Origin of the sequence: Noviherbaspirillum sp. (genome assembly GCF_036563305.1) — a bacterium.
GTDB lineage: Bacteria > Pseudomonadota > Gammaproteobacteria > Burkholderiales > Burkholderiaceae_D > Noviherbaspirillum.
Map to the genome: position 1 here is coordinate 314040 of NZ_DATCMQ010000006.1, position 19274 is coordinate 333313.

Below are 19274 nucleotides of genomic sequence, written 5' to 3' on the forward strand. Positions count from 1 at the left end.
GCGTTATTCGTCAAAAGGGCGACCGTGAACGAGCCCTCATGGCACTAGACCTGTTCCGCGAACACGTAGCAAAGAATGGCGGTCTAGGTGAGTATCATCTACCTGCCATGGCCGGTCGAATCGCGATGTTGGACCGGGACCCCGTTTCTGCACGCGACTACTTCAAACAAGCGGTTGAGCTGGCACAGTATCAGGAGCCGCATTCAGTAGAAAGAATACTTCGAGAAGCGGCAGCAATCTTCCAGCGACACTGCTATGCGGTTCCATTGAAGGATGTCACCGACCTGCAGTGGCTTATGGGAGTCCATCCTATCCAGCTGCGGAAAGCGGCCTGGGATGACGATGATACTTGGGAATCTGTGACTGAACAAAAGCGGGTTTTCGACTATATCCGCTATTTCCCCCCTCAGGCATTTTTTGACCGAGCGGAGTAGGAGCTACGGGTTGTGACCCGGAGAGGGGGGGGGGCCTGAGGCCACCCCGTTTTTCTTTCTGCTGTCCCAACCTTGCAACACAAGACATCCGCAGTCTCGGCCGTGCCAACACCTGAAAAGATATTTTCAGTTCGTGGGGCGCCTCTCACTAATCCGAGCAGTCCATTCTAAGATTGATAAGAGGAAGATGGTAGCCGGCTGCATTTTCAGTTGCAGACATCGGGAACTGGCCAACCAAGTAGTTTAGCCACCCGTCTGAACGACCATTTGAGCTGGGCTTCTGTCCCGTATCGTCCACCAGCGGCGACAGCCCGCTCGTAATACTGCGCGATGATGTCTTCTTCTGACATATGCGCGCGCTTCCCGCGCTTCGTTTCCGGACACTGCTTAACAAAGTGCTGCACGAGCGATTCGCTGTAAGACCAATCATGCCAGCGTTCCGGGGGAGTATTCCCAGGGATGTAAAACTTCCCTTCATACTCAACTACGGAGAATTTTGGCTGTGCTCCGGAAAGGGAGCTTGCGATTTCGACGCGTGGATAGTCGTCCGGGACGTCTTCGTAATTTGCTGTTAACGGCATCTTTTCCTTGAAGGGCTGTGATGCTTACAAGTCCGGAAACCGAAGATAATTTGACGGCACGTTCGCAGTAAGCCAAACGCCATTGTCCGAGCATCTGAAGCTAAAGCCGTCCCTTACCATAGCCTGCGTTTCAACGACCAGCACTACCGGTGTGCCGCGCCGTGCTGCAACCGCTACCGCCGTGGTCCATGTCGCAGACAGGTGCACGTCATGCCGACGCCCGGGGAGAAGGCCATATTTCCGAATCTGAGGAAGAAAACCGCTGACGGTGCCGTGATACAAAACCGGCGGTGGGATTCTGATTGGCAGTTTCAGGTCAACTGCAACTGAGTGCCCTTGGGCGGCGCGAATACGGAGCCCGTCGTCGCTAACTGAAAATCGCTGCTTATCGTTGTCGGCGACGATGCTCAACAGCTCCTCCTTGGTCATCGGGCTGCCAGCGGCTGTTGCTTTTGCCAAGAGTTCGTCGATGTCGGCCCACCCTTGTTTGTCGAGGGTAAGTCCAATGGCATCCGGGCGATGACGAAGCCAGCGACTCAGTAGCTTGCTTTTTAGTTCACTCATCTGTTTATCCAGGAGCGGCTGCGGGCCGCACGAAGTAGACATATCTGCGAGTTATCCTTTTTTTGACAAACCGGGCGCAACGATTAGTTGGTTCGTCACGGCCTGGACGCGTCGGTCGGTCACCGGCTCAAATTGCTCGCTTGAGGACCCACAGTAAAAGCAGCACCTATAGCGGGCAATGGAGATTAAGCCGCTTCCATACCATTGCTCGCGTTCTTGTTGAGGTAGGTCGGCCAGATGGCGGTTCAACATCTCAACCTGCGCTAGCGCGTCCGGTTCCGAGATGCCGTTTTGGACGCTACCGCACTGCAGGCACCTGAATCGTCCTAGTATTTTCATGAGGTCACTCGTGACGGCCACCTACTTCGCGTTTGCTTGGTGCCGATTTCAATGTCCAAGCGTCGAAAGGGGAGGGTAACGCCGCGGGCGCCCGCGGAAGAGCCGATTCCGGAGCTGTGAATCCAGCTAAGCTGGCAGCTCTCCGGGCAACCCAACGCATTTCCTCGACTGAACCGCAATCCGCTTCGAGGAGCCGCCGGACCAAGTCGGCGAGAAGCTGCCCCTTCCGTGCCAATGAACCCTTTGCGTGTTTGTCCGTTGCGATTCGCATAGCCACGTTCGCAGCAACTTCTTCGAAGACTACCCACCGTCCATGAACCTCCGGGGGCGTGCAGCCGGGCGGACAGTACCCTCGGTTATAGGCGACAGATGAAAACAAGGGCTGTAGTCCTATCACCTCGGCCCTTAGTCTCGGGAAGTCGTCAGGCACTTCTGAGATGCGCCACTCGGAATCGTCCCACGATATATGCGAACCAGACATCTCTACTTGGCTCCTTTGGCTGCGAACTGGGTGGCAAAGAGCCCTGTAATAGCAATCGTGTAGATGGGATAGCCGATTTGGCGAGATACGAGCTCCATGCGTATCCAGAGGTCGAGCTCGTCCGCCAGGGTTGGAAGTAGCTCGTCCGTCTTCTTTTGGAAACGCTGCAGCCGACTCGGGTCCTGCGCGTCGAGAAGCTTCTCAATCCAGTACTTCAACAGGTCCCACACGCCTTCCATCTCGAAGCGGTCGAGCGCGCCGTCTTTGTACATTGCCATCGAGCGGGCAAGCCGGATGAGCACCTCGACAGGAAGTTGTTTCGGCATCAGCTCGTCGCCCTCCCGATGGAGGAACTCAGCTTTCCAACGTGTTGCGTCCATGTCATTTCCAGTAGTTCAAGAATCGGTGGCATGATGAGTACGGTTGCGATACAGGCCTACACACTTAAAAGAATGAGCTTCTGCCAGAAACCAAGGAGATACGTCGTCATGTCACCGCTGAATAGCGAGAGGTCAAGTGTAACGATATATGTTGCCAACGTAAACCTTGCCAACATATATCGAGTAGATTTTGTGCGTACGGTGAGCCATGCTAGCCGTCATGTCTACAGGTAAAGAAAAAGAAGAGGTGGACGCTGAATCCGCTCTTCGTGCACTGTTTGCACGTAATCTTCGTACACTCAGAATTCAAAGAAACATCTCCCAGTACGACCTTGCTGAGCGCTCCGGCCTTCATCGCAATTTCGTGAGCGAGGTCGAGCGTGAACTTAGAAACGTGACCCTTTCCAACATTGGAAGGTTAGCTCGGGGACTAGGGATTGACCCGATGGAACTCTTTCGTCCAGTGGACGAGAATGCGGACGACGGTCCTAGGCAACTGTCGACAGGTCACAGACGCAAGCGAGGCGAAATCTAATTGAGGTCGGGCGTTGAATTGTGGTTGCACGCGGTGAAACTGCTACGTCTGGGCCGGACGGCAAGCGAACTCTACATGCGGGAAGGCGGCGAACTGCCACATCGCATGCTCCGCAAGTGTTCTATCGAAGTCCCTCGACAAACGTCCGAGCTCGCTCCACGTACTGCGGCGCCACCCAGCGTGGTGGGCTACGTTGCAAAGAGATGCGTCCCCCGAAGTCGCCAAATATCCTCGGGCGAAATCACCTTCAATGGATTGCCTGCCCGGTCCCTGCTGAGGGTGCTAATGCAGTGGGCCCTAGTAAGGAGACGGCTGCCGGTACCACCTCTTACAAGCACTAACCGGTTGCATTGCTCCTTATAGACCTGCTCATACTTGACGTGGAAGTTAGCGCCACACATCCGGATATGTTCCTCGTGGGCCGCCCCGGCAATGCCAGCCCACTCGACCACGAAATATCCAACGATGTACAACGCTGCGGAAGATTAATGGTCCCATCCCTCGAGTCCCGCATAGAACACCAGCATGTCGCCAGCCCTTAACGCTCGAAGGCTCGCTTTCGGTGGAGTGGGGTCGCCGTACGTAAAAGTCTCGAATTCCGGGTCCAAATGCATCGACTTGGTGGACATCGCCCCTCGTCGAGAGGGAGAAAAATACTCAGAAAGCGGAGTGCCTTTGACACCCAGTGTGGTGCCGCAGGTAGGTCCATGGCCTTTGTTGTCCGGAATAGGAATGAGCTCGAACGAACCGTCCGCAAACAATGGTCCTTGCATACCGCCCGAACCAGAGTCTATGCCCACTCTTAGCAACACCACATTCATTCATCGATTCCAAGGATAACGCTGCGCAACCTAGACAGAGTCCATTTTTCATAATCCCTGATAGGGTAGGGATTGCGTCGCCGGACTATTGGTCGGGTCCACACGAAGGTATATTCTGGGTCGCCGACGAGTAACGGTGGCCCGGTGTGACTGGTTCCATCGTAAAAGATGTCGTTATGCCAGCCAAATGGGTTGTCGGCATGACTGTGCGCATGCCCGTCCATGGGAGGATGGTAGTTGTCCGGCTTGAATCGGCTTTCGTTCGACAATGGTCGCTTCGGCGCAAATATGTCGCCCAGCTGGGACGTGCGGGAATCCTTTGCTGTCAGCACTTCGAGCCGTCCTTGCGCCTCCAGCGCCTGAAACAAGTCCGCTTGCGACTCATACGCCTGAGCTATGCGCATAAGGTAATAGAAGGGTTGTTCTCCTCGACGCCAGCGGCTCAGACCCGTTAACCCGAGCACCCAGACCCCGGATGCCCAAGACTCGGTTGAGTACCGGGAGCGCATCTGATGCTTACAAGTGCAGAGCGTCCCCAGCCCGCCTTCGAAGTTCGGCTCACTTCCCGTCTGCTCATATACGCCGGCGCGCCGTATTTTGACCGTATCGACCACGTAAAGCCGTACACTTTCCGACCCTGGAAATTTGTTTAGCGCTTCGAGCAATTCTTCGGTACATACATCCAACCTTAACTTCCCAGAATGGCCGCTCACCCCAAGCTGTGAGAAGCCCTCGGTCCTCGTGGAATTACGGGTGAGGCCGGTAGCTGAAACCGCAGGACGGACCACGCTGCATGTTTGCTTTGGTGGCTGAACCGAAGGCTGGGAGGGAGGCGACGGAACTCGACAGGAACACATTGCAACCCTCGGGAGTAGACAAGATAACAAATCATATCTCCGAATGTTCTGTTTTTCCATCTATGTAACTGTCACTGGCTGCAGCGTCGAACTAAGCTGTCGGCGTACTTAGGCTGTGGGCATACGAGTTTTCGATGCCGCACTTGTCGACTTGTAAATGGGTTCAAAGGAGTAAGCCGAAAAGAAGGACGGCGCCTTACAAGTTGCAGGCCGACGGGCGTTTTTCTTGTCGGACGGCTCCCTCCGGTAGGAACGCTGAAGACAAGATAATATATAGTCGAGATTGAATATTGGAAAGATTGCAGTCGTTCGACCGCGATACGTATTTCTTAACCTTCGTGACTGCAGAGTGGATGGATTTGATTATCGTCTCCTTCGAACTGCCACCCGGCACGGACGAGGCTCTCTTGTTCAAGCGACAGCAAGCGCCTGAACTGCCAAAGTTGAATTTCGCGTGATTCTCAGGCGTAGGGCGATTTCGGCAGGAACCATACATAAAACGGCAAGGGAGGGCTGAGTGTCCGTCATTAAACAAGAATATCAAGACCTCCCGCCGCGGGGAGAGAAGCTATCCGACGTGGTCGTTCTTGCACAGGCGTGGAAGAAGTCTCATACCTATATCCGTCGGCACAACTGGTATGCCGACGTTCTGGAGCTGGACGTCTCGACCATCGACTTGGAAGACCAATTGGTGCGGTGGGCGACGGAGGTCTGCCAAGGCGACTTTCGACCGAAGGACCTCCTGCTCGTCCCGGCGCCTAAGAATGCTCGGTGGTCGTTTCGACCGGCGGACGGTAATGCATCGCTCGACCGGTCGCTGGACCTCGACTTCAACGACTTGGCGTCAGAACCAAGCTTCGAGGAGTGGAGTCCCGCCGAACCGGTGCAGACTGATGGGCCAAGCACGGCATCTGGGCCGAAGCAGCCGCCCCAAAAGCTGCGGCCATTGGCCCACCTGTCCATTCGCGACCAGACGTTGGCCACGGCGGTGATGATGTGCTTAGCGGAGGCGGTGGAGTCCGCACAGGGTGATACGACGGGGGCCGATTTGCTCGCGATGCGCGCAAGTGGCGTGGTGAGCTACGGAAACCGCCTGCATTGCACTTGGGTTGTAAATGCAGGCACGAGGCCTCGCGCCCAGTTCTCTTGGGGAAACAGCCGCACCTATCGCCAATACTTTCACGACTACCGAACCTTCCTCGCGCGCCCTCGTCGTGTCTGCGCTGAACTGGTATCCCAAATGCCGCCAAGGCGTGAACTGTACGTAGTGTCACTTGACATCAAGTCGTTCTTTGACCATGTCGACCGCTGCGCTTTGCTCAAAGAGTTGCAGTGCCTGGAGGTCGAGCATCGGACAGCACATGGATTGCCGGACGTCTTGGCAGCAGACGGGGTGTTCTGGGAGCGTGCGGCGCGGGTCTTCTCCTGGCAATGGCGCACTGAAGACCACCAACAAGCTGTGCTAATTCTTGGCGACGACCATCAGCAGCTCGAGCTCGGGTTGCCTCAAGGGCTGGTCGCATCGGGATTTCTTGCGAACGCTTATCTGGTTCGTTTCGACCGTGACATGCACACGTATGCAGCTGAAGGCACCACTATTGGCGACGACATCAGGTTGCTGGACTACTGCCGGTACGTCGACGACATGCGTCTCGTTGTCGAGGCCAAGAGCGGGGCTAGTGGGCTGTGCCAAGCTATCGTGTTGGAGCACGTCAAGTGCTATGTGGCCTCGGTTCTGCAAGCCCATTGCGACCGCATCGGCGCGAAGAAGGCGCTCCAGCTGTCTCCGGACAAGTGTGTGGCCACCTCATACCGAGCGATTTCCGCGCAGAGCCATGTTTCGGCCCTAATGGAGATGCTCAATGCGGAGTTGAGCGGCACCTTCGACTTGGAGTCGCTGGCCCAGGCTGCAGGCGGTCTCGATGGGCTGCTGTGGATGTCAGAGCAGATTGAGACCGTCCCCGACCTCAAGCCCTCGAGATTGGCATTGGCCACCGTCGCGGTGCCTAACACAGACGTGCGCGATGACACCGTGAAGCGGTTCGTTGCGACCCGCATTGCTCAACTGATGCGGCACCGGCTGGCAATGACAGACCTAGAGGGCCCGGCAAGCTCGGTGGAGACGTTGAGCGACCAGGTAACACAGGGCGTGGTGCTGTCGCACGAGTTTGAGACTACGGCTCGCAAGCTTATCAAGTGCTGGGCTGAGAACCCAGCCTTGGCCTTGCTGCTGCGATGCGGATTGGACCTATTCCCTCACCCCCGCCTGCTGGGTCCAGTGACCGAGGCGCTGAGCATCAAGCTGTTCGATGTTCCGGCGGACTTGGATTCTGCCAAGCGCAAGCAGGTGCGCGTGGCCGAGTATGTTCTGGCCGACCTCTTACGGGCCGGTGCCGTGGAGACTGGCTTCCGTGAGCCGGAAGAGTACCCAGAGGGAGTGGATATCCAGGGTTACCGTGAGGACCTCGGTGCAATTGCGCGCCGCGTTCTTACGGAACGGCCCTCGTCGCCCTGGTACTTGCGTCAGCAAGCCCGCCTCTATCTAGCGTCCATTGGTGATGCTTCGCTCGCTGCGGTAGCTGAAGTTCTCCCCGAGGTGCAGATGTACGCGGCTTTGCAACGTGCGGCATTGTTTGAGCCCGCCCGTGGCGACACATTGAGGAGCGTCATCCCGCTGGCCATGGTGGCGCAGCAGCTTCAGCCAAATGTAAAACGCTTCGGCGTGTGGTTGTCGGAAGGACTACGCCGTACTGACGACGAACAGGTGCGAGAGGGAGTCGTGCGTACCGTGGCACTGAGCCGACCGGACCTGTTGATGGCGGCGCTGAATGGCCGACGAGCGTCGAACTGGCGTCAATTTGTCCCTACGGCGCTAATTCAGGTCAATAAGCGGATAGGCGGCTCGCGGAGGTCCCCGGGCAAACAGAAGGGCGCTCAACCCCTCCTGCATGTCATCAGTGAATCGAATAATCTGTTCGACCAAGAGAACGCTGTGCTCATGCTCGCTGCAGCATTGCTTCGACACCCCGGTGCCGAGGAGGTGTTGTCCGCAGGTATCAGCGCAGCTGACATTGTGCTGCGATGTGATGACTGGTCGAGACTCGCCGAATTGCCGGAGCAGCATGATTTCCTGCGAGTAGAAGCGATTGAGCCGGGCGATAGGCTCAACCCTCTGTACGCTAGTCCGCCGTGGGTGGCGCCGGAAAAGGCCTGGCTCTATGGATTGGGCCGCATCCTGCGCTCGGCCCTGACCGGAGAGTTTGACTTCACGAGCCGTCGCTTCCTTGTTACCGAAGAAGTGGGTCGCTACAGCGGGCTGCGCAGTACCTGGTTCAAGCGGCGCTTTGGCCTATTGAACTCCGGGCGCGGCCTGCTGGATGAGCCTGGACCGGTGTCGCCGTGGCTCTCAGGCTTGCTATCAACCCTCCTGCAATGGCCAGGGGTTGAGTTCCGTGCGTATACTGCAGCGGCTGCTGGCGATGTCCGAACCGCTGCTGAACTGCTCGCGCTTGTCCAAGAACGAATCGCAGTGCAGCGCGGACTGTTCGGCCGGCGAAGCAGGACGCCGATGTACGTGGTTCCTGTCGATGACCACGAGGCCTTGAACGACCGGCCACTGCGGGTGGCCATCGTCCAGCCTATGCGTCCGCGGCGGGATGAGTTTGATAACAAGGACCCGACGCACTGGACGGCGGGGGCGTTGGCAGAGCATCGCCGCCATCTGGCCGAGGTTTGCAGGCTAACCCATCAGAAGCTCAAGACCTGGGCGTCGGCAGGTTCCGGGAAGGCATCCGACAAATCCGACGGCCCGGTGGTCGATGTCATCCTGTTCCCTGAGCTGGCTGTGCATCCGGAACACGTCTTCTTGCTAAGACGGCTATCCGACAAGGTGCGAGCCAACATCTTCTCGGGCTTGACGTTCCTGCACTCTCACAAGGCGGGCGGCACCGTCAATCAAGGGTTGTGGCTGATTCGTACCGAGTCCCCAGGGCATGGGCGAGCGTTCCAGTATGTTTGGCAGGGCAAGCATCACCCGATGAAGGACGAGGTGAAGATGGGTGTGAAAGGCCATCGTCCGCACGTGACCTTGGTTGAATTGCCAATTGGCGCGAAGTCGCGGACCCGCATCGCGGCTGCTATCTGCTACGACGCCACGGACCTGGACCTGGTGGCCGACCTCCGGGATAGGTCGGACATGTTCTTGGTTGCCGCACTAAACCAAGACGTTCAAACCTTCGACAACATGATTGCCGCACTGCACTTTCATATGTACCAGCCGGTAGCTCTTGCCAACTCGGGCGAGTTTGGCGGTTCTACGGCACAAGTGCCTTTGCCCAAGCACGAGCGCCTCGTCGCGCATGTCCATGGTAACCAGCAAGTGGCTGTGAGCGTGTTCGAGGTCGACCCGTCGCTGTTTAAGTCCACATCGGCGCCCAAGGCTCCAAAAGTACTGAAGTCACCGCCGGCCGGGTACCGGGGGCGACCTGGGTGATATCCGGGCAGCGCTCGGCTTCAACTCGTGATTTCCGTTGATTGGCGACTACAAAGAATAGCTCCAGGTCATATCGAGTACCTATGCTATCAACGGCGGTTCGTTTTCCGATGAACTGCGATTTGTGCAGCGAGGCGGCGACTACCAGTGGGGTGAGGAGCCGCGCCAACGAGCGATGCGGAGTGCAGATTCCCTTGGCGGAACGTCAGCGAGGTGAGCATCGAAATCGCGCCTGCCGACTGGGCGGTGGCTTGGTCGGCCCAAGGTTATTCGGAGGTGATGTGCCCGTTGACTGCTGCCCTGGTTGTGCTAGATTGGTGCTACACCGTTGTAGGAAAACGTAGGGTTATCAACGACTTACGTAGGGGGTAAAGACTCCCTCCGTCTCCGCCAAACCAGACAGACGCCTGGTCCTTGCTGAAGGATCAGGCGTTTTGTTTTTCGGCCCTCGAATCGCACGCCTCGCACTCTGAATCTCCCGCGGCGGGTCCTGGCCCAACCCGGGGGCAAGGCAACGCGGCGCCAACGGCCCGCGCGCCGGGCCTGGTGGACGGACTTCCCTTCCATGACATCTGCCCCCCGCCGCCGCCAACGCTCTGCCGCTTCATTCGTCCATCCACCTGTCCGTTCGTCATCCGGCCGTCCGTCTTTCGGTTGCCTTGCTCCGAGCGCGTCCGCAACTTCCAAACATTTTTTTCGCGACACCCTAAATTCCGCCCTTGCCGTGCCGTTACCGGGGAAGGGCAGGCGGGATAAGCAAAAATTTTTCAGCCAGCCCTAAAGTTGGCGATTCTGCTGCCGATAAGCAACAGTAGCACCTCCGGAAGTGACGAAACCCGCGGCATGAAACGTCGCGGTTGCTTGCAAAGCTGCTAATGAAACGCAAGCGATTTTAAAAAAATAGTTACCGGCAGGAGGGCAGCGACGCAGTGCGGAAAACGCCCGCGAGCCAAGCCCGAAGCCAATCCCGGCGCCATCCCACACGGCGCGCAACATGCTCTGTCCGGCTTTTGTAAGACAAAAGCTGACAGGGCTTGTCGTCTTTCGTCCGACGAGAAATACGGACAATCACTAATTCCCCCGAAACAAGTTACTCTGGAGAATCACTCTCACAGCGATGCCCCACGGAAACATCAACCGGCATCCGATCAACGGAGGGTGAAATGAATACGAACGACATGCTGGCGGAAATTCGGGATGCCAACCTGAGCTACTTGATGCTTGCGCAGCAGATGATCCGTTCCGACAAGGCAAGCGCCATCTTCCGCCTTGGCATCAGCGCGGCGATCGCCGACCTGATTGAAGGCCTGAATACCTCCCAGTTGCTGAAGCTTGCCGGTACCAACATGATGCTGGCGCGTTTTCGTTTCGACGACGGCGCGATCCTGGGCATGCTGACCAACTACAACAAGGATCGCGAGCTAGCGCATTCGCACGCGGCGATCCTGATGGCGGGGCAGCCGGTCGAGCAGGTGGCCTGAGCCGCCGCGGGATTTGTGAAACACACGGAATCGACATGACAAAGAAGAGCGTAGTCACCGAAGCACAGGAAATTCAGCTCGCCATCGAGCTCATCAACCTCGGCGCCCGCCTTCAACTGCTCGAATCCGAAACCTCGCTCTCGCGCGAACGCCTGCTCAAGCTCTACAAGGAGCTGAAGGGCGTGTCGCCGCCGAAAGGCATGCTGCCGTTCTCGACCGACTGGTTCATCACCTGGCAGCCGAACATCCATTCTTCCCTCTTCATCAACATCCACAAGTACCTGGTCGAGCATGCGCAGATCAGCGGCATCGAGGCAGTGATGAAGGCTTACAAGCTCTACCTGGAGCAGGTGGAACCCGACCCCAGCGGCGAGCCGGTGCTGTCGCTCACCCGCGCCTGGACACTGGTGCGCTTCTTCGAGAGCAAGATGCTGGAGACGGCGTGCTGCAACAAGTGCGGCGGCGAGTTTGTCGTGCATCGTCTCGACCTCAACCATGGCTATACCTGCGGGCTCTGCCACATGCCCTCCCGGGCCGGCAAGACCAAGAAGTCGCGGGAAGATGCGGCGTCCGCATCGACCGGGGCCTGAATCCGCTTTCGCTTCCTCTTCCCTCCGCCCGATTCCATGAGCAGCAGGTCGCAGCCGCCACGCGCCGCGCCGCGGCCGTTGTTGCGAATGCCGGCGGTGCAGGCGCTGCTGGTTCAGTCGGTTGCGCTGGTGCTGGTGCTGGCGGCGGCGCAACTGGCGGCGCAACTCACCGCATATCCGTTCACGATCGCGCATGCGGTCATGCTGCAGGCACTGCTCGCCGCCGGATTGGCACGCGCAGCCGGCATGGCGCGCTGGTGGCCCTGGATACACCTGCTGTTCCCGCCAGCCGTGGCCGTCGCCCATGCGCTGCGTCTCCCGCCCTGGTTGTTCCTCGCCGCCTTCGTCGCGCTGGTGCTGCTTTACTGGTCGAGCTTCCGTACCCAGGTGCCGTACTATCCGTCGCGCCGCGCGACCTGGGATGCGGTGGCGGGATTGCTGCCGCAAGACCGGCCGGTCTCCTTCATCGATATCGGCAGCGGCTTCGGCGGACTGAGCCTGCACCTGGCACGCCAGCGGCGCGACGGCCGGTTCGCCGGAATTGAACTGGCGCCGCTGCCCTGGCTGGTCAGCCGGTTGCGGGCAGCGGCATCGGGCAGCGGGGCCGATTTCCGGCTTGGCGACTATGAGGCACTGCACCTGGGCGACTATGACGTGGTGTTCGCCTACCTGTCGCCCGCGGCCATGCCGCGACTATGGGAGAAGGCGCGCGGCGAGATGCGCGCCGGCGCGCTCCTGCTGAGCTGTGAATTCCCGATACCGGGAAAGGCGGCCGACCTGGTGCTCCGGCCGTTGCCGGACGGGCCGTTGCTGCATGGCTGGCGCCTCTGACAGCAGGGCCGCGCGCTCAAGTTTTGGCTGCTGCCGACGTAACCGGCATTACCCTTTTCGAGAAGTGAGGGCGATTCGGCGACAACCGGTCAGATACTGGTTGTGATCCTGCCGTTGAATTGGCAAAATGGTTGAACGTGGGAAATATTCCCAGGCAGTCATACAGACCCTTAACCACGCCCGGAGCACCGCGTCTTGCTAGTCATTGTCGGATATATCATTGTTTGCGCTTCCGTCTTCGGCGGATTTGCAATGGCGGGCGGTCACCTCGCAGCCTTGTTCCAGCCGCTCGAGCTGCTGATGATCGGCGGCGGCGCGGCGGGCGCTTTCTTCGTCGGCAACAACGGCAAGGCAATCAAGGCGACGCTCAAGGCGCTGCCCACCGTCTTCAAGGGTTCAAGGTACACCAAGGCGCTGTACATGGAGCTGATGACCCTGCTGTTCGAGATTCTCAGCAAGGTACGCAAGGAAGGCCTGATGTCGATCGAAGGCGACATCGAGAAGCCCGAGGAAAGCCCGATCTTCAGCAAGTACCCGGGCATCATGGCCGACCACCATATTACCGAGTTCATGACCGACTACCTGCGCCTGATGGTGGCGGGGAACATGGACGCGTTCCAGATCGAGAACCTGATGGACAACGAGATCGAGACCCACCACGCGGAGGGCGAGATCCCGGTGCACTGCATCGCCAAGCTCGGCGACGGCATGCCGGCCTTCGGCATCGTCGCCGCCGTGATGGGCGTGGTGCACACGATGGAATCGGTCGGCCTGCCGCCCGCCGAGCTCGGCATCCTGATCGCCCATGCGCTGGTCGGCACCTTCCTCGGCATCCTGCTGGCGTACGGTTTCGTCGGGCCGCTCGCCAGCGTGCTCGAGCAGAAGCTGCACGAGTCGTCCAAGATGTTCCAGTGCGTGAAGGTGACCCTGCTCGCCAGCCTGAACGGCTATGCGCCGGCGCTGGCGGTCGAGTTCGGGCGCAAGGTGCTGTTCTCGACCGAGCGTCCTTCGTTCGGCGAGCTCGAGGACCACATCAAGCAGTCGAAGTCGAAGTAAGCGGCCATCACAACGGATATCGTTTAGGGACAGGAGCACATGGCTGACGAAGGGCTGCGGCCTATCATCGTAAAGCGCATCAAGAAGGGCGGCGGCGGACACCACGGCGGCGCCTGGAAGATCGCTTATGCGGACTTCGTCACGGCGATGATGGCGTTCTTCCTGCTGATGTGGCTGCTGGGCTCGACCGCGAAAGGCGACCTGCAGGGCATCGCCGAATACTTCAAGACGCCGCTCAAGGTGGCGATGTCGGGCGGCTCGGGCTCCGGCGACAGTTCCAGCGTCATCCAGGGCGGCGGCAAGGACCTGACCCGCAAGGACGGCCAGGTCAAGAAGGGCGACGACCCGGCGATGAAGAAGACCTACAACCTGCAGGCGGCCCACCTGCGGGAGCTCGAGCAGGAGCTCGAGCGCAATGAACTGGCCCGCCTGCGCACGCTGAAATCGAAGATCGAGGAAGCGATCGAGGCGCGCCCGGTGCTGAAGCAGTTCAAGAATCAACTGCTGCTGGACATCACCACCGAGGGCCTGCGGATCCAGATCGTCGACGAGCAGAATCGCCCGATGTTCGCGCTTTCGAAGGCCGACCTGCAGCCCTATACCCGGGAGATCCTGCTCGAAATCGGCAAGGCGCTGAACGACGTGCCGAATCGCATCAGCCTGTCCGGACACACGGACGCCACGCCGTACGCCAGCGGCGAGAAGGGCTACAGCAACTGGGAGTTGTCGGCAGATCGCGCCAACGCCTCGCGCCGCGCACTGATCGCCGGCGGCATGGACGAGACCAAGGTGCTGCGGGTGGTCGGCCTGTCGTCCGCCGTCCTGTTCGACAAGGACAACGCGTTCAATCCGGTCAACCGGCGCATCAGCATCATCGTGATGAACAAGAAGGCGGAGGAGTCCGCCTCGAAGGACGGCGGCACCGTCGAAGTGCAGACGCAGGGGCAGCTTGTTCAGCCCGAGGCGCAGAAGGCGGCCGCGCCATGAGACGGATATTCGCGGGCAGTACAGGCGAGATGGGGGACGAGGCACAGCCATGACGAGAGAAAAGATGCTTGGGACGCAGGTCAAGCAGCTGCTGTCCAACTTGTCCGACCACGGGACGCAGCACCTCGCCGAGATCGAAACCGACCTTGCGCAAACCAGCATCCTGCTGGTCGAGGCGATCCAGAAGCTCGGCACCAGCTTCATGGCCATTCACGAAGCGGTGAATTCGCAGCAGCAGGAGATCGATACGCTGCTCGCCAGCGCCGCGGTGCCCGATGCCGTCGCCGGACAGTTGCGGGCGCGGCAGCAGGAGATCGGCATGCATGTGAACGCGGCCGTCACCGGCCTGCAGTTCCAGGACATGACCAGCCAGCTGATCGGGCGGGTGGTGCAGCGGGTGACCGGGCTGCGCGAGGTGCTGGACGGCGTCAGCACCGGCAGCACCGGCATTTCCGACGGCAGCGCGGAAGAGATCCTGAGCGCGCTCACCAGCATCGACAGCGTGCTCGAAGCGCAGAGCGCGAGGCTGGAAAAGGCGTTGTGGAAGGCAGTGTGCCAGACCCACATGGAAAGCGGCGACGTCGAGCTGTTCTAGCCGACGACTCCGGAATGGCGGACAACAGGAATAGCGGGAATTTCCCGGCAACGAGTATCAGGAGCAACGAAGATGGCAAAGACGATTTTGGCAGTGGATGACTCGGGTTCGCTCCGGCAGATGGTGGTGTTCAGCCTGCGCGCGGCCGGTTACCAGGTGACCGAGGCGATCGATGGCCAGGACGGCCTGGACAAGGCGAGGACGCAGGTGTTCGACCTGGTGCTCACCGACCAGAACATGCCGCGCATGGACGGCCTGACGCTGATCCGCTCCCTGCGCGGACTGCCGACGTACCAGAAGGTGCCGATTCTGATGCTGACGACCGAATCGAGCGACGAGATGAAGTCGAAGGGACGCGCGGCAGGGGCAAACGGCTGGCTGGTGAAGCCCTTCGACCCGCAGCGCCTGACCGAAGTGGTGAAAAAAGTCATTGGCTGAGCCTCAGCCGCCGGTGGAGCACATGCATGATGACGGAGCCCGAACATGACCATTGACATGAGCCAGTTCTTCCAGGTGTTCTTTGACGAGACTGAAGAGCTTCTCGCCGAGATGGAAAAGCTGCTCCTTGCGATCGACGTCGCCTCGCCCGACGAGGAGGAGTTGAACGCCATTTTTCGCGCGGCCCATTCGATCAAGGGCGGCGCCGGCACGTTTGGGCTGACCGACCTGACCGATGTCACGCATGTGCTCGAGTCCCTGCTGGACAAGATCCGCAAGGGCGAGATGGCGCTCTCGGCCGAACATGTCGACGCCTTTCTGGTGGCGAAGGACGTGCTCAAGATGCAGCTTGACGGTCATCGCCTGCACACGCCGGTGGACCAGGACGCGGTCGGCAACGCCCGCATGCTGCTGCAGTCGCTGTCGCAGGGCGAGGTGGCGCCGGCGGCGTCCGTGACTGCCCTCGCCTCGGCTGCCGACGGGACAGAACGCGCGGCCATGCCGGGCGACCGCCGTTTCCGGATCGAGTTGCCGCAGGTTGCCGAGCGCGACGCCGACGCGCTGATGGCGGAGCTCGGGTTGCTGGGCGCGATCAGCAGGACGACGCTGCCGAACCAGCACACCTGCTTCATCCTGTCGGGCGCCTGCTCGCAGGACGAGATCGTCGCCATCTGCTCGTTCATCGTCGACGCCGCCGAACTGCGTATCACGGAGGAGGACGCGCGGCCCCCGGCCAGCACGGCCCAGGCGGAGCAGGAAGCAGCCCAGGGCTACGGTTTCTTCGAGCCGCTCGAGAACTTTGCGCCGGCCGCGGGCAAGGCCGCGCAGGAAGCGAAGCAGGGGTATGGATTCTTCGACGACTTCGAGACGCCGGTGATGAAGGAAGCGCGCGAAGCCGCCGCCCGCGGCGAAACCGAACCGGCGCCCGCGGCAGCGGCAGCGGCGACGGTGACCGCATCGGCGCCCGCGGCGGAGTCCGTGGCGCAAGACAAGAAGGCTGCCGCCAAGCGCGAGGCGGACAAGGCGGCGCATGCGCACAATGCCGAGACCACGTCGATCCGCGTTGGCATCGAGAAGGTCGACCAGCTGATCAATCTGGTCGGCGAACTGGTGATCACGCAGGCCATGATTGAGCAGCGCACCGGCAACCTCGATCCGATCCTGCATGAGCGCCTGCTCAGCAGCGTCAGCCAGCTGACCCGCAACACCCGGGACCTGCAGGAAGCCGTGATGTCGATCCGCATGATGCCGATGGACTATGTGTTCTCGCGTTTCCCGCGCATGGTGCGCGACCTCGCGACCAAGCTCGGCAAGCGCATCGAATTCGTCACCCACGGCGCCGCGACCGAGCTCGACAAGGGCCTGATCGAGCGTATCGTGGATCCGCTCACCCACCTGGTGCGCAACAGCATCGACCACGGCATCGAGATGCCGGAGGTGCGCAAGGCCGCGGGCAAGAGCGAGACCGGCCGCCTGTCGCTGTCGGCGGGCCACCAGGGCGGCAATATCGTGATCGAAGTGACCGACGACGGCGGCGGACTGAACCGCGAGAAGATCCTGGCCAAGGCCACCGCGCAGGGCCTGGCGGTGAGCGAGGGGATGCCCGACAGCGACGTCTGGCAGCTGATCTTCGCGCCCGGTTTCTCCACTGCCGAGACCGTCACCGACGTGTCCGGCCGCGGCGTGGGCATGGACGTGGTCAAGCGCAACATCACCGCCATGGGCGGCGTGGTCGAGATCCGTTCGGCCCGCGGCTTCGGCACCACCATCTCGATCTCCCTGCCGCTGACGCTGGCGATCCTGGACGGCATGTCGATCAAGGTCGGCGAGGAAATCTACATCCTGCCGCTCGGCTATGTGGTCGAGTCGCTCCAGCCGGACCCCGCCGACGTCAAGGAAATCAGCGGGCAGGGACGGGTAGTCAAGGTGCGTGGCGATTACCTGCCGCTGATCCCGCTCTACCAGATGTTCGGCATCGAGCCGACGTTCACCGATCCTTCGCAGGGCATCGTCGTGATCCTCGAATCGGAAGGCAGGAAGGCTGCGCTGTTCGTCGACGACCTGGTCGGGCAGCAGCAGGTCGTGGTCAAGAACCTCGAATCGAACTATCGCAAGGTCGCAGGCATTTCCGGCGCCACCATCCTCGGCGATGGCGGCGTTTCCCTCATCATCGACGTGGCAGCGCTCCTGCGCTCGTCCCGTCAGCTCGCCGATGAATCCATTTTCTCCTGATAACAAGGACAATCGCCATGACACAGACAGCACAAGCCGCCCACCTCCCCGGAGACAAGGCCGACCGCGATATCGCGGGCCAGGAATACCTCGCCTTCACATTGGGCAAGGAAGAGTACGGCATCGACATCCTCAAGGTGCAGGAGATCCGCGGCTACGAGACCGTGACCCGCATCGCCAACGCGCCCGACTTCATCAAGGGCGTGGTGAACCTGCGCGGCATCATCGTGCCGATCGTCGACATGCGGATCAAGTTCAAGCTTGGCGAGCCGACCTATGACCAGTTCACCGTGGTCATCATCCTCAACATCGGCGGTCGCGTGGTCGGCATGGTGGTGGACAGTGTTTCGGACGTGATCACGCTCTCGCCGGAGCAGATCAAGCCGGCCCCCGAAATGGGGACGGCGCTGAATACCGACTATCTGATCGGCCTCGGCACGATCGAGCAGCGCATGCTGATCCTGGTCGACATCGACCGCCTGATGTCGAGCACCGAGATGGGCCTGATCGACAAGATCGCGGCGTAATGCCAGGGCGCCGCCAGGCCGCGCAGACGGCCGGCGCCGCAGGACAAAACAATAAAGCAGGCCGCAGCACAAGACGGCGGCCTCGACAAATGGAGACGATATGCTGAACAACCTGACCATCAAGTCCCGCCTGATTTTCGTGATCGGTTTCCTGTCGCTGCTGCTCGTGGGCAGCGGCATCATCGCCATCGGCAGCCTGAGCGCTGCTAACAATTCGCTGCACACGATCTATGACGGGCGCCTCGTGCCGAGCGGGCAGCTCGCCCGCATCGTGACGCTGATCGGCGACGACAGGATGGCGGTGGCAGAGTCGGTGAACGGCGATCCCGCCGTCGTCAACAAGCGCATGGATGAAGTCGAGAAGCGGGTGGCCGAGGCGGATGCGATCTGGAAGACCTTTCTCGCGGCCGACCTGACCCGCGAAGAGCGCGCGCTGGCAGACAAGGTGGCCGCAAGCCGGACCAGATTCGTGACCGACGGGCTCAAGCCCACGGTGGAGGCGCTGCGCGCGGCCAATGTGCAGATGGCAATGGAGTACATGGCCGGGCCGATGAGCCAGACCTACGCCGCCTTCAAGGAGCAGGTGGACGCGCTGGTCACGATGCAGCAGGGCGTCGCAAAGCGGGAGTTCGACAACACGCAGAGCCTTTATGTGACCGTGCGGGCGGTGTCCCTGGTGGCCGTAGCCATCGGCGTCGGACTCGCGGCCCTGATCGGATGGTGGCTGGTGCGCGCAATCTCCGTGCCGCTCAACGAAGCGGTGCGCGTTTCGCGCGCGGTCGCGGAGGGCGACCTGTCGCAGAACATCGAGATTCGCACGAACGACGAGACCGGTCAGTTGCTGGCGGCGCTCAAGCTGATGACGGAAAGCCTGGCGCGCACGGTCAGCCAGGTGCGCGCCGGCACCGAGACCATCGGCGTGGCGTCGCGCGAGATTGCGTCGGGCAATGCCGACCTGTCGTCGCGCACGGAATCGCAGGCGAGCTCGCTGGAGGAGACGGCGTCGTCGATGGAGGAGCTGACGTCGACGGTGAAGCAGAATGCCGAGAATGC

18 protein-coding genes are annotated in these 19274 nt (G+C 60.4%); 13 read left to right on the forward strand and 5 right to left on the reverse strand.

What is annotated here, in order from left to right; genetic code table 11:
- Nucleotides 1-38 precede the first annotated feature (38 nt).
- Complete coding sequence (locus tag VIM12_RS04835) at nucleotides 39-434, forward strand: hypothetical protein (protein WP_331940474.1); 396 nt, start codon at nucleotides 39-41, stop codon at nucleotides 432-434.
- Between the two features lie 206 nt (nucleotides 435-640).
- Here the strand turns inward: VIM12_RS04835 and VIM12_RS04840 are convergent, their stop codons facing one another.
- The 3 genes from VIM12_RS04840 to VIM12_RS04850 all read right to left on the reverse strand — a co-directional run bounded on the left by VIM12_RS04840 (nucleotide 641) and on the right by VIM12_RS04850 (nucleotide 2779).
- Nucleotides 641-1015, reverse strand: a complete 375-nt coding sequence (locus VIM12_RS04840; protein ID WP_331940475.1) for a hypothetical protein — start codon at nucleotides 1013-1015, stop codon at nucleotides 641-643.
- A gap of 24 nt (nucleotides 1016-1039) precedes the next feature.
- Entirely contained in the window at nucleotides 1040-1579 is a 540-nt protein-coding gene (locus VIM12_RS04845; protein ID WP_331940476.1) for an RNA 2'-phosphotransferase, read from the reverse strand.
- An 822-nt stretch (nucleotides 1580-2401) separates the two neighbouring features.
- Nucleotides 2402-2779: a hypothetical protein gene (locus tag VIM12_RS04850; protein ID WP_331940477.1), complete on the reverse strand. Its 378-nt coding sequence runs from the start codon at nucleotides 2777-2779 to the stop codon at nucleotides 2402-2404.
- A gap of 220 nt (nucleotides 2780-2999) precedes the next feature.
- Here VIM12_RS04850 and VIM12_RS04855 point away from each other — a divergent pair, with 220 nt between their 5' ends.
- A complete protein-coding gene (locus tag VIM12_RS04855; protein WP_331940478.1) occupies nucleotides 3000-3314 on the forward strand; it encodes a helix-turn-helix transcriptional regulator in 315 nt (104 codons plus the stop codon).
- Between the two features lie 485 nt (nucleotides 3315-3799).
- Here VIM12_RS04855 and VIM12_RS21280 read toward each other — a convergent pair whose 3' ends face one another.
- Both VIM12_RS21280 and VIM12_RS04860 read right to left on the reverse strand, forming a co-directional pair.
- Nucleotides 3800-4135 carry a hypothetical protein gene (locus tag VIM12_RS21280; protein ID WP_414691749.1) on the reverse strand — a complete coding sequence of 112 codons (336 nt, stop codon included), beginning with the start codon at nucleotides 4133-4135 and terminating at the stop codon, nucleotides 3800-3802.
- A complete protein-coding gene (locus VIM12_RS04860; protein ID WP_331940479.1) occupies nucleotides 4132-4821 on the reverse strand; it encodes a hypothetical protein in 690 nt (229 codons plus the stop codon). Before VIM12_RS04860 ends, VIM12_RS21280 begins: the two co-directional genes overlap by 4 nt.
- Nucleotides 4822-5509: 688 nt before the next feature.
- Here VIM12_RS04860 and VIM12_RS04865 point away from each other — a divergent pair.
- From VIM12_RS04865 to VIM12_RS04915, 11 genes are all read left to right on the forward strand, one after another.
- Nucleotides 5510-9484 carry an RNA-directed DNA polymerase gene (locus tag VIM12_RS04865; RefSeq protein ID WP_331940480.1) on the forward strand — a complete coding sequence of 1325 codons (3975 nt, stop codon included), beginning with the start codon at nucleotides 5510-5512 and terminating at the stop codon, nucleotides 9482-9484.
- 1163 nt (nucleotides 9485-10647) lie between these two features.
- Entirely contained in the window at nucleotides 10648-10965 is a 318-nt protein-coding gene (gene flhD / locus VIM12_RS04870) for a flagellar transcriptional regulator FlhD (RefSeq protein WP_331940481.1), read from the forward strand.
- 35 nt (nucleotides 10966-11000) lie between these two features.
- Nucleotides 11001-11555, forward strand: a complete 555-nt coding sequence (gene flhC, locus VIM12_RS04875) for a flagellar transcriptional regulator FlhC (RefSeq protein WP_331940482.1) — start codon at nucleotides 11001-11003, stop codon at nucleotides 11553-11555.
- Nucleotides 11556-11591: 36 nt separating this feature from the next.
- Entirely contained in the window at nucleotides 11592-12386 is a 795-nt protein-coding gene (locus VIM12_RS04880) for a class I SAM-dependent methyltransferase (RefSeq protein ID WP_331940483.1), read from the forward strand.
- 195 nt (nucleotides 12387-12581) lie between these two features.
- Complete coding sequence (motA, locus tag VIM12_RS04885; RefSeq protein WP_331940484.1) at nucleotides 12582-13442, forward strand: flagellar motor stator protein MotA; 861 nt, start codon at nucleotides 12582-12584, stop codon at nucleotides 13440-13442.
- A gap of 39 nt (nucleotides 13443-13481) precedes the next feature.
- The gene (motB, locus tag VIM12_RS04890) at nucleotides 13482-14429 is read left to right on the forward strand and encodes a flagellar motor protein MotB (RefSeq protein ID WP_331940485.1); all 948 of its coding nucleotides are present in this window, start codon (nucleotides 13482-13484) and stop codon (nucleotides 14427-14429) included.
- A gap of 49 nt (nucleotides 14430-14478) precedes the next feature.
- A complete protein-coding gene (locus tag VIM12_RS04895) occupies nucleotides 14479-15024 on the forward strand; it encodes a chemotaxis protein (RefSeq protein WP_331940486.1) in 546 nt (181 codons plus the stop codon).
- 72 nt (nucleotides 15025-15096) lie between these two features.
- On the forward strand, nucleotides 15097-15462 hold the full coding sequence (locus VIM12_RS04900) for a response regulator (protein WP_331940487.1): 366 nt from the start codon (nucleotides 15097-15099) through the stop codon (nucleotides 15460-15462).
- 45 nt (nucleotides 15463-15507) lie between these two features.
- On the forward strand, nucleotides 15508-17694 hold the full coding sequence (gene cheA / locus VIM12_RS04905) for a chemotaxis protein CheA (RefSeq protein ID WP_331940488.1): 2187 nt from the start codon (nucleotides 15508-15510) through the stop codon (nucleotides 17692-17694).
- 17 nt (nucleotides 17695-17711) lie between these two features.
- Nucleotides 17712-18221 carry a chemotaxis protein CheW gene (locus tag VIM12_RS04910; protein WP_331940489.1) on the forward strand — a complete coding sequence of 170 codons (510 nt, stop codon included), beginning with the start codon at nucleotides 17712-17714 and terminating at the stop codon, nucleotides 18219-18221.
- A gap of 100 nt (nucleotides 18222-18321) precedes the next feature.
- On the forward strand, nucleotides 18322-19274 hold a 953-nt coding region (locus VIM12_RS04915; RefSeq protein ID WP_331940490.1), incomplete at its 3' end, for a Tar ligand binding domain-containing protein.

Bases quoted from the DNA above. Each gene is read 5' to 3' on its own strand.
- VIM12_RS04835 (WP_331940474.1), top strand. From the start codon at position 39: ATGGCACTAGACCTGTTCCGCGAACACGTAGCAAAGAATGGCGGTCTA.
- VIM12_RS04840 (WP_331940475.1), bottom strand. From the start codon at position 1,015: ATGCCGTTAACAGCAAATTACGAAGACGTCCCGGACGACTATCCACGC.
- VIM12_RS04845 (WP_331940476.1), bottom strand. From the start codon at position 1,579: ATGAGTGAACTAAAAAGCAAGCTACTGAGTCGCTGGCTTCGTCATCGC.
- VIM12_RS04850 (WP_331940477.1), bottom strand. From the start codon at position 2,779: ATGGACGCAACACGTTGGAAAGCTGAGTTCCTCCATCGGGAGGGCGAC.
- VIM12_RS04855 (WP_331940478.1), top strand. From the start codon at position 3,000: ATGTCTACAGGTAAAGAAAAAGAAGAGGTGGACGCTGAATCCGCTCTT.
- VIM12_RS21280 (WP_414691749.1), bottom strand. From the start codon at position 4,135: ATGAATGTGGTGTTGCTAAGAGTGGGCATAGACTCTGGTTCGGGCGGT.
- flhD (WP_331940481.1), top strand. From the start codon at position 10,648: ATGAATACGAACGACATGCTGGCGGAAATTCGGGATGCCAACCTGAGC.
- flhC (WP_331940482.1), top strand. From the start codon at position 11,001: ATGACAAAGAAGAGCGTAGTCACCGAAGCACAGGAAATTCAGCTCGCC.
- VIM12_RS04880 (WP_331940483.1), top strand. From the start codon at position 11,592: ATGAGCAGCAGGTCGCAGCCGCCACGCGCCGCGCCGCGGCCGTTGTTG.
- motB (WP_331940485.1), top strand. From the start codon at position 13,482: ATGGCTGACGAAGGGCTGCGGCCTATCATCGTAAAGCGCATCAAGAAG.
- VIM12_RS04895 (WP_331940486.1), top strand. From the start codon at position 14,479: ATGACGAGAGAAAAGATGCTTGGGACGCAGGTCAAGCAGCTGCTGTCC.
- VIM12_RS04900 (WP_331940487.1), top strand. From the start codon at position 15,097: ATGGCAAAGACGATTTTGGCAGTGGATGACTCGGGTTCGCTCCGGCAG.
- cheA (WP_331940488.1), top strand. From the start codon at position 15,508: ATGACCATTGACATGAGCCAGTTCTTCCAGGTGTTCTTTGACGAGACT.
- VIM12_RS04910 (WP_331940489.1), top strand. From the start codon at position 17,712: ATGACACAGACAGCACAAGCCGCCCACCTCCCCGGAGACAAGGCCGAC.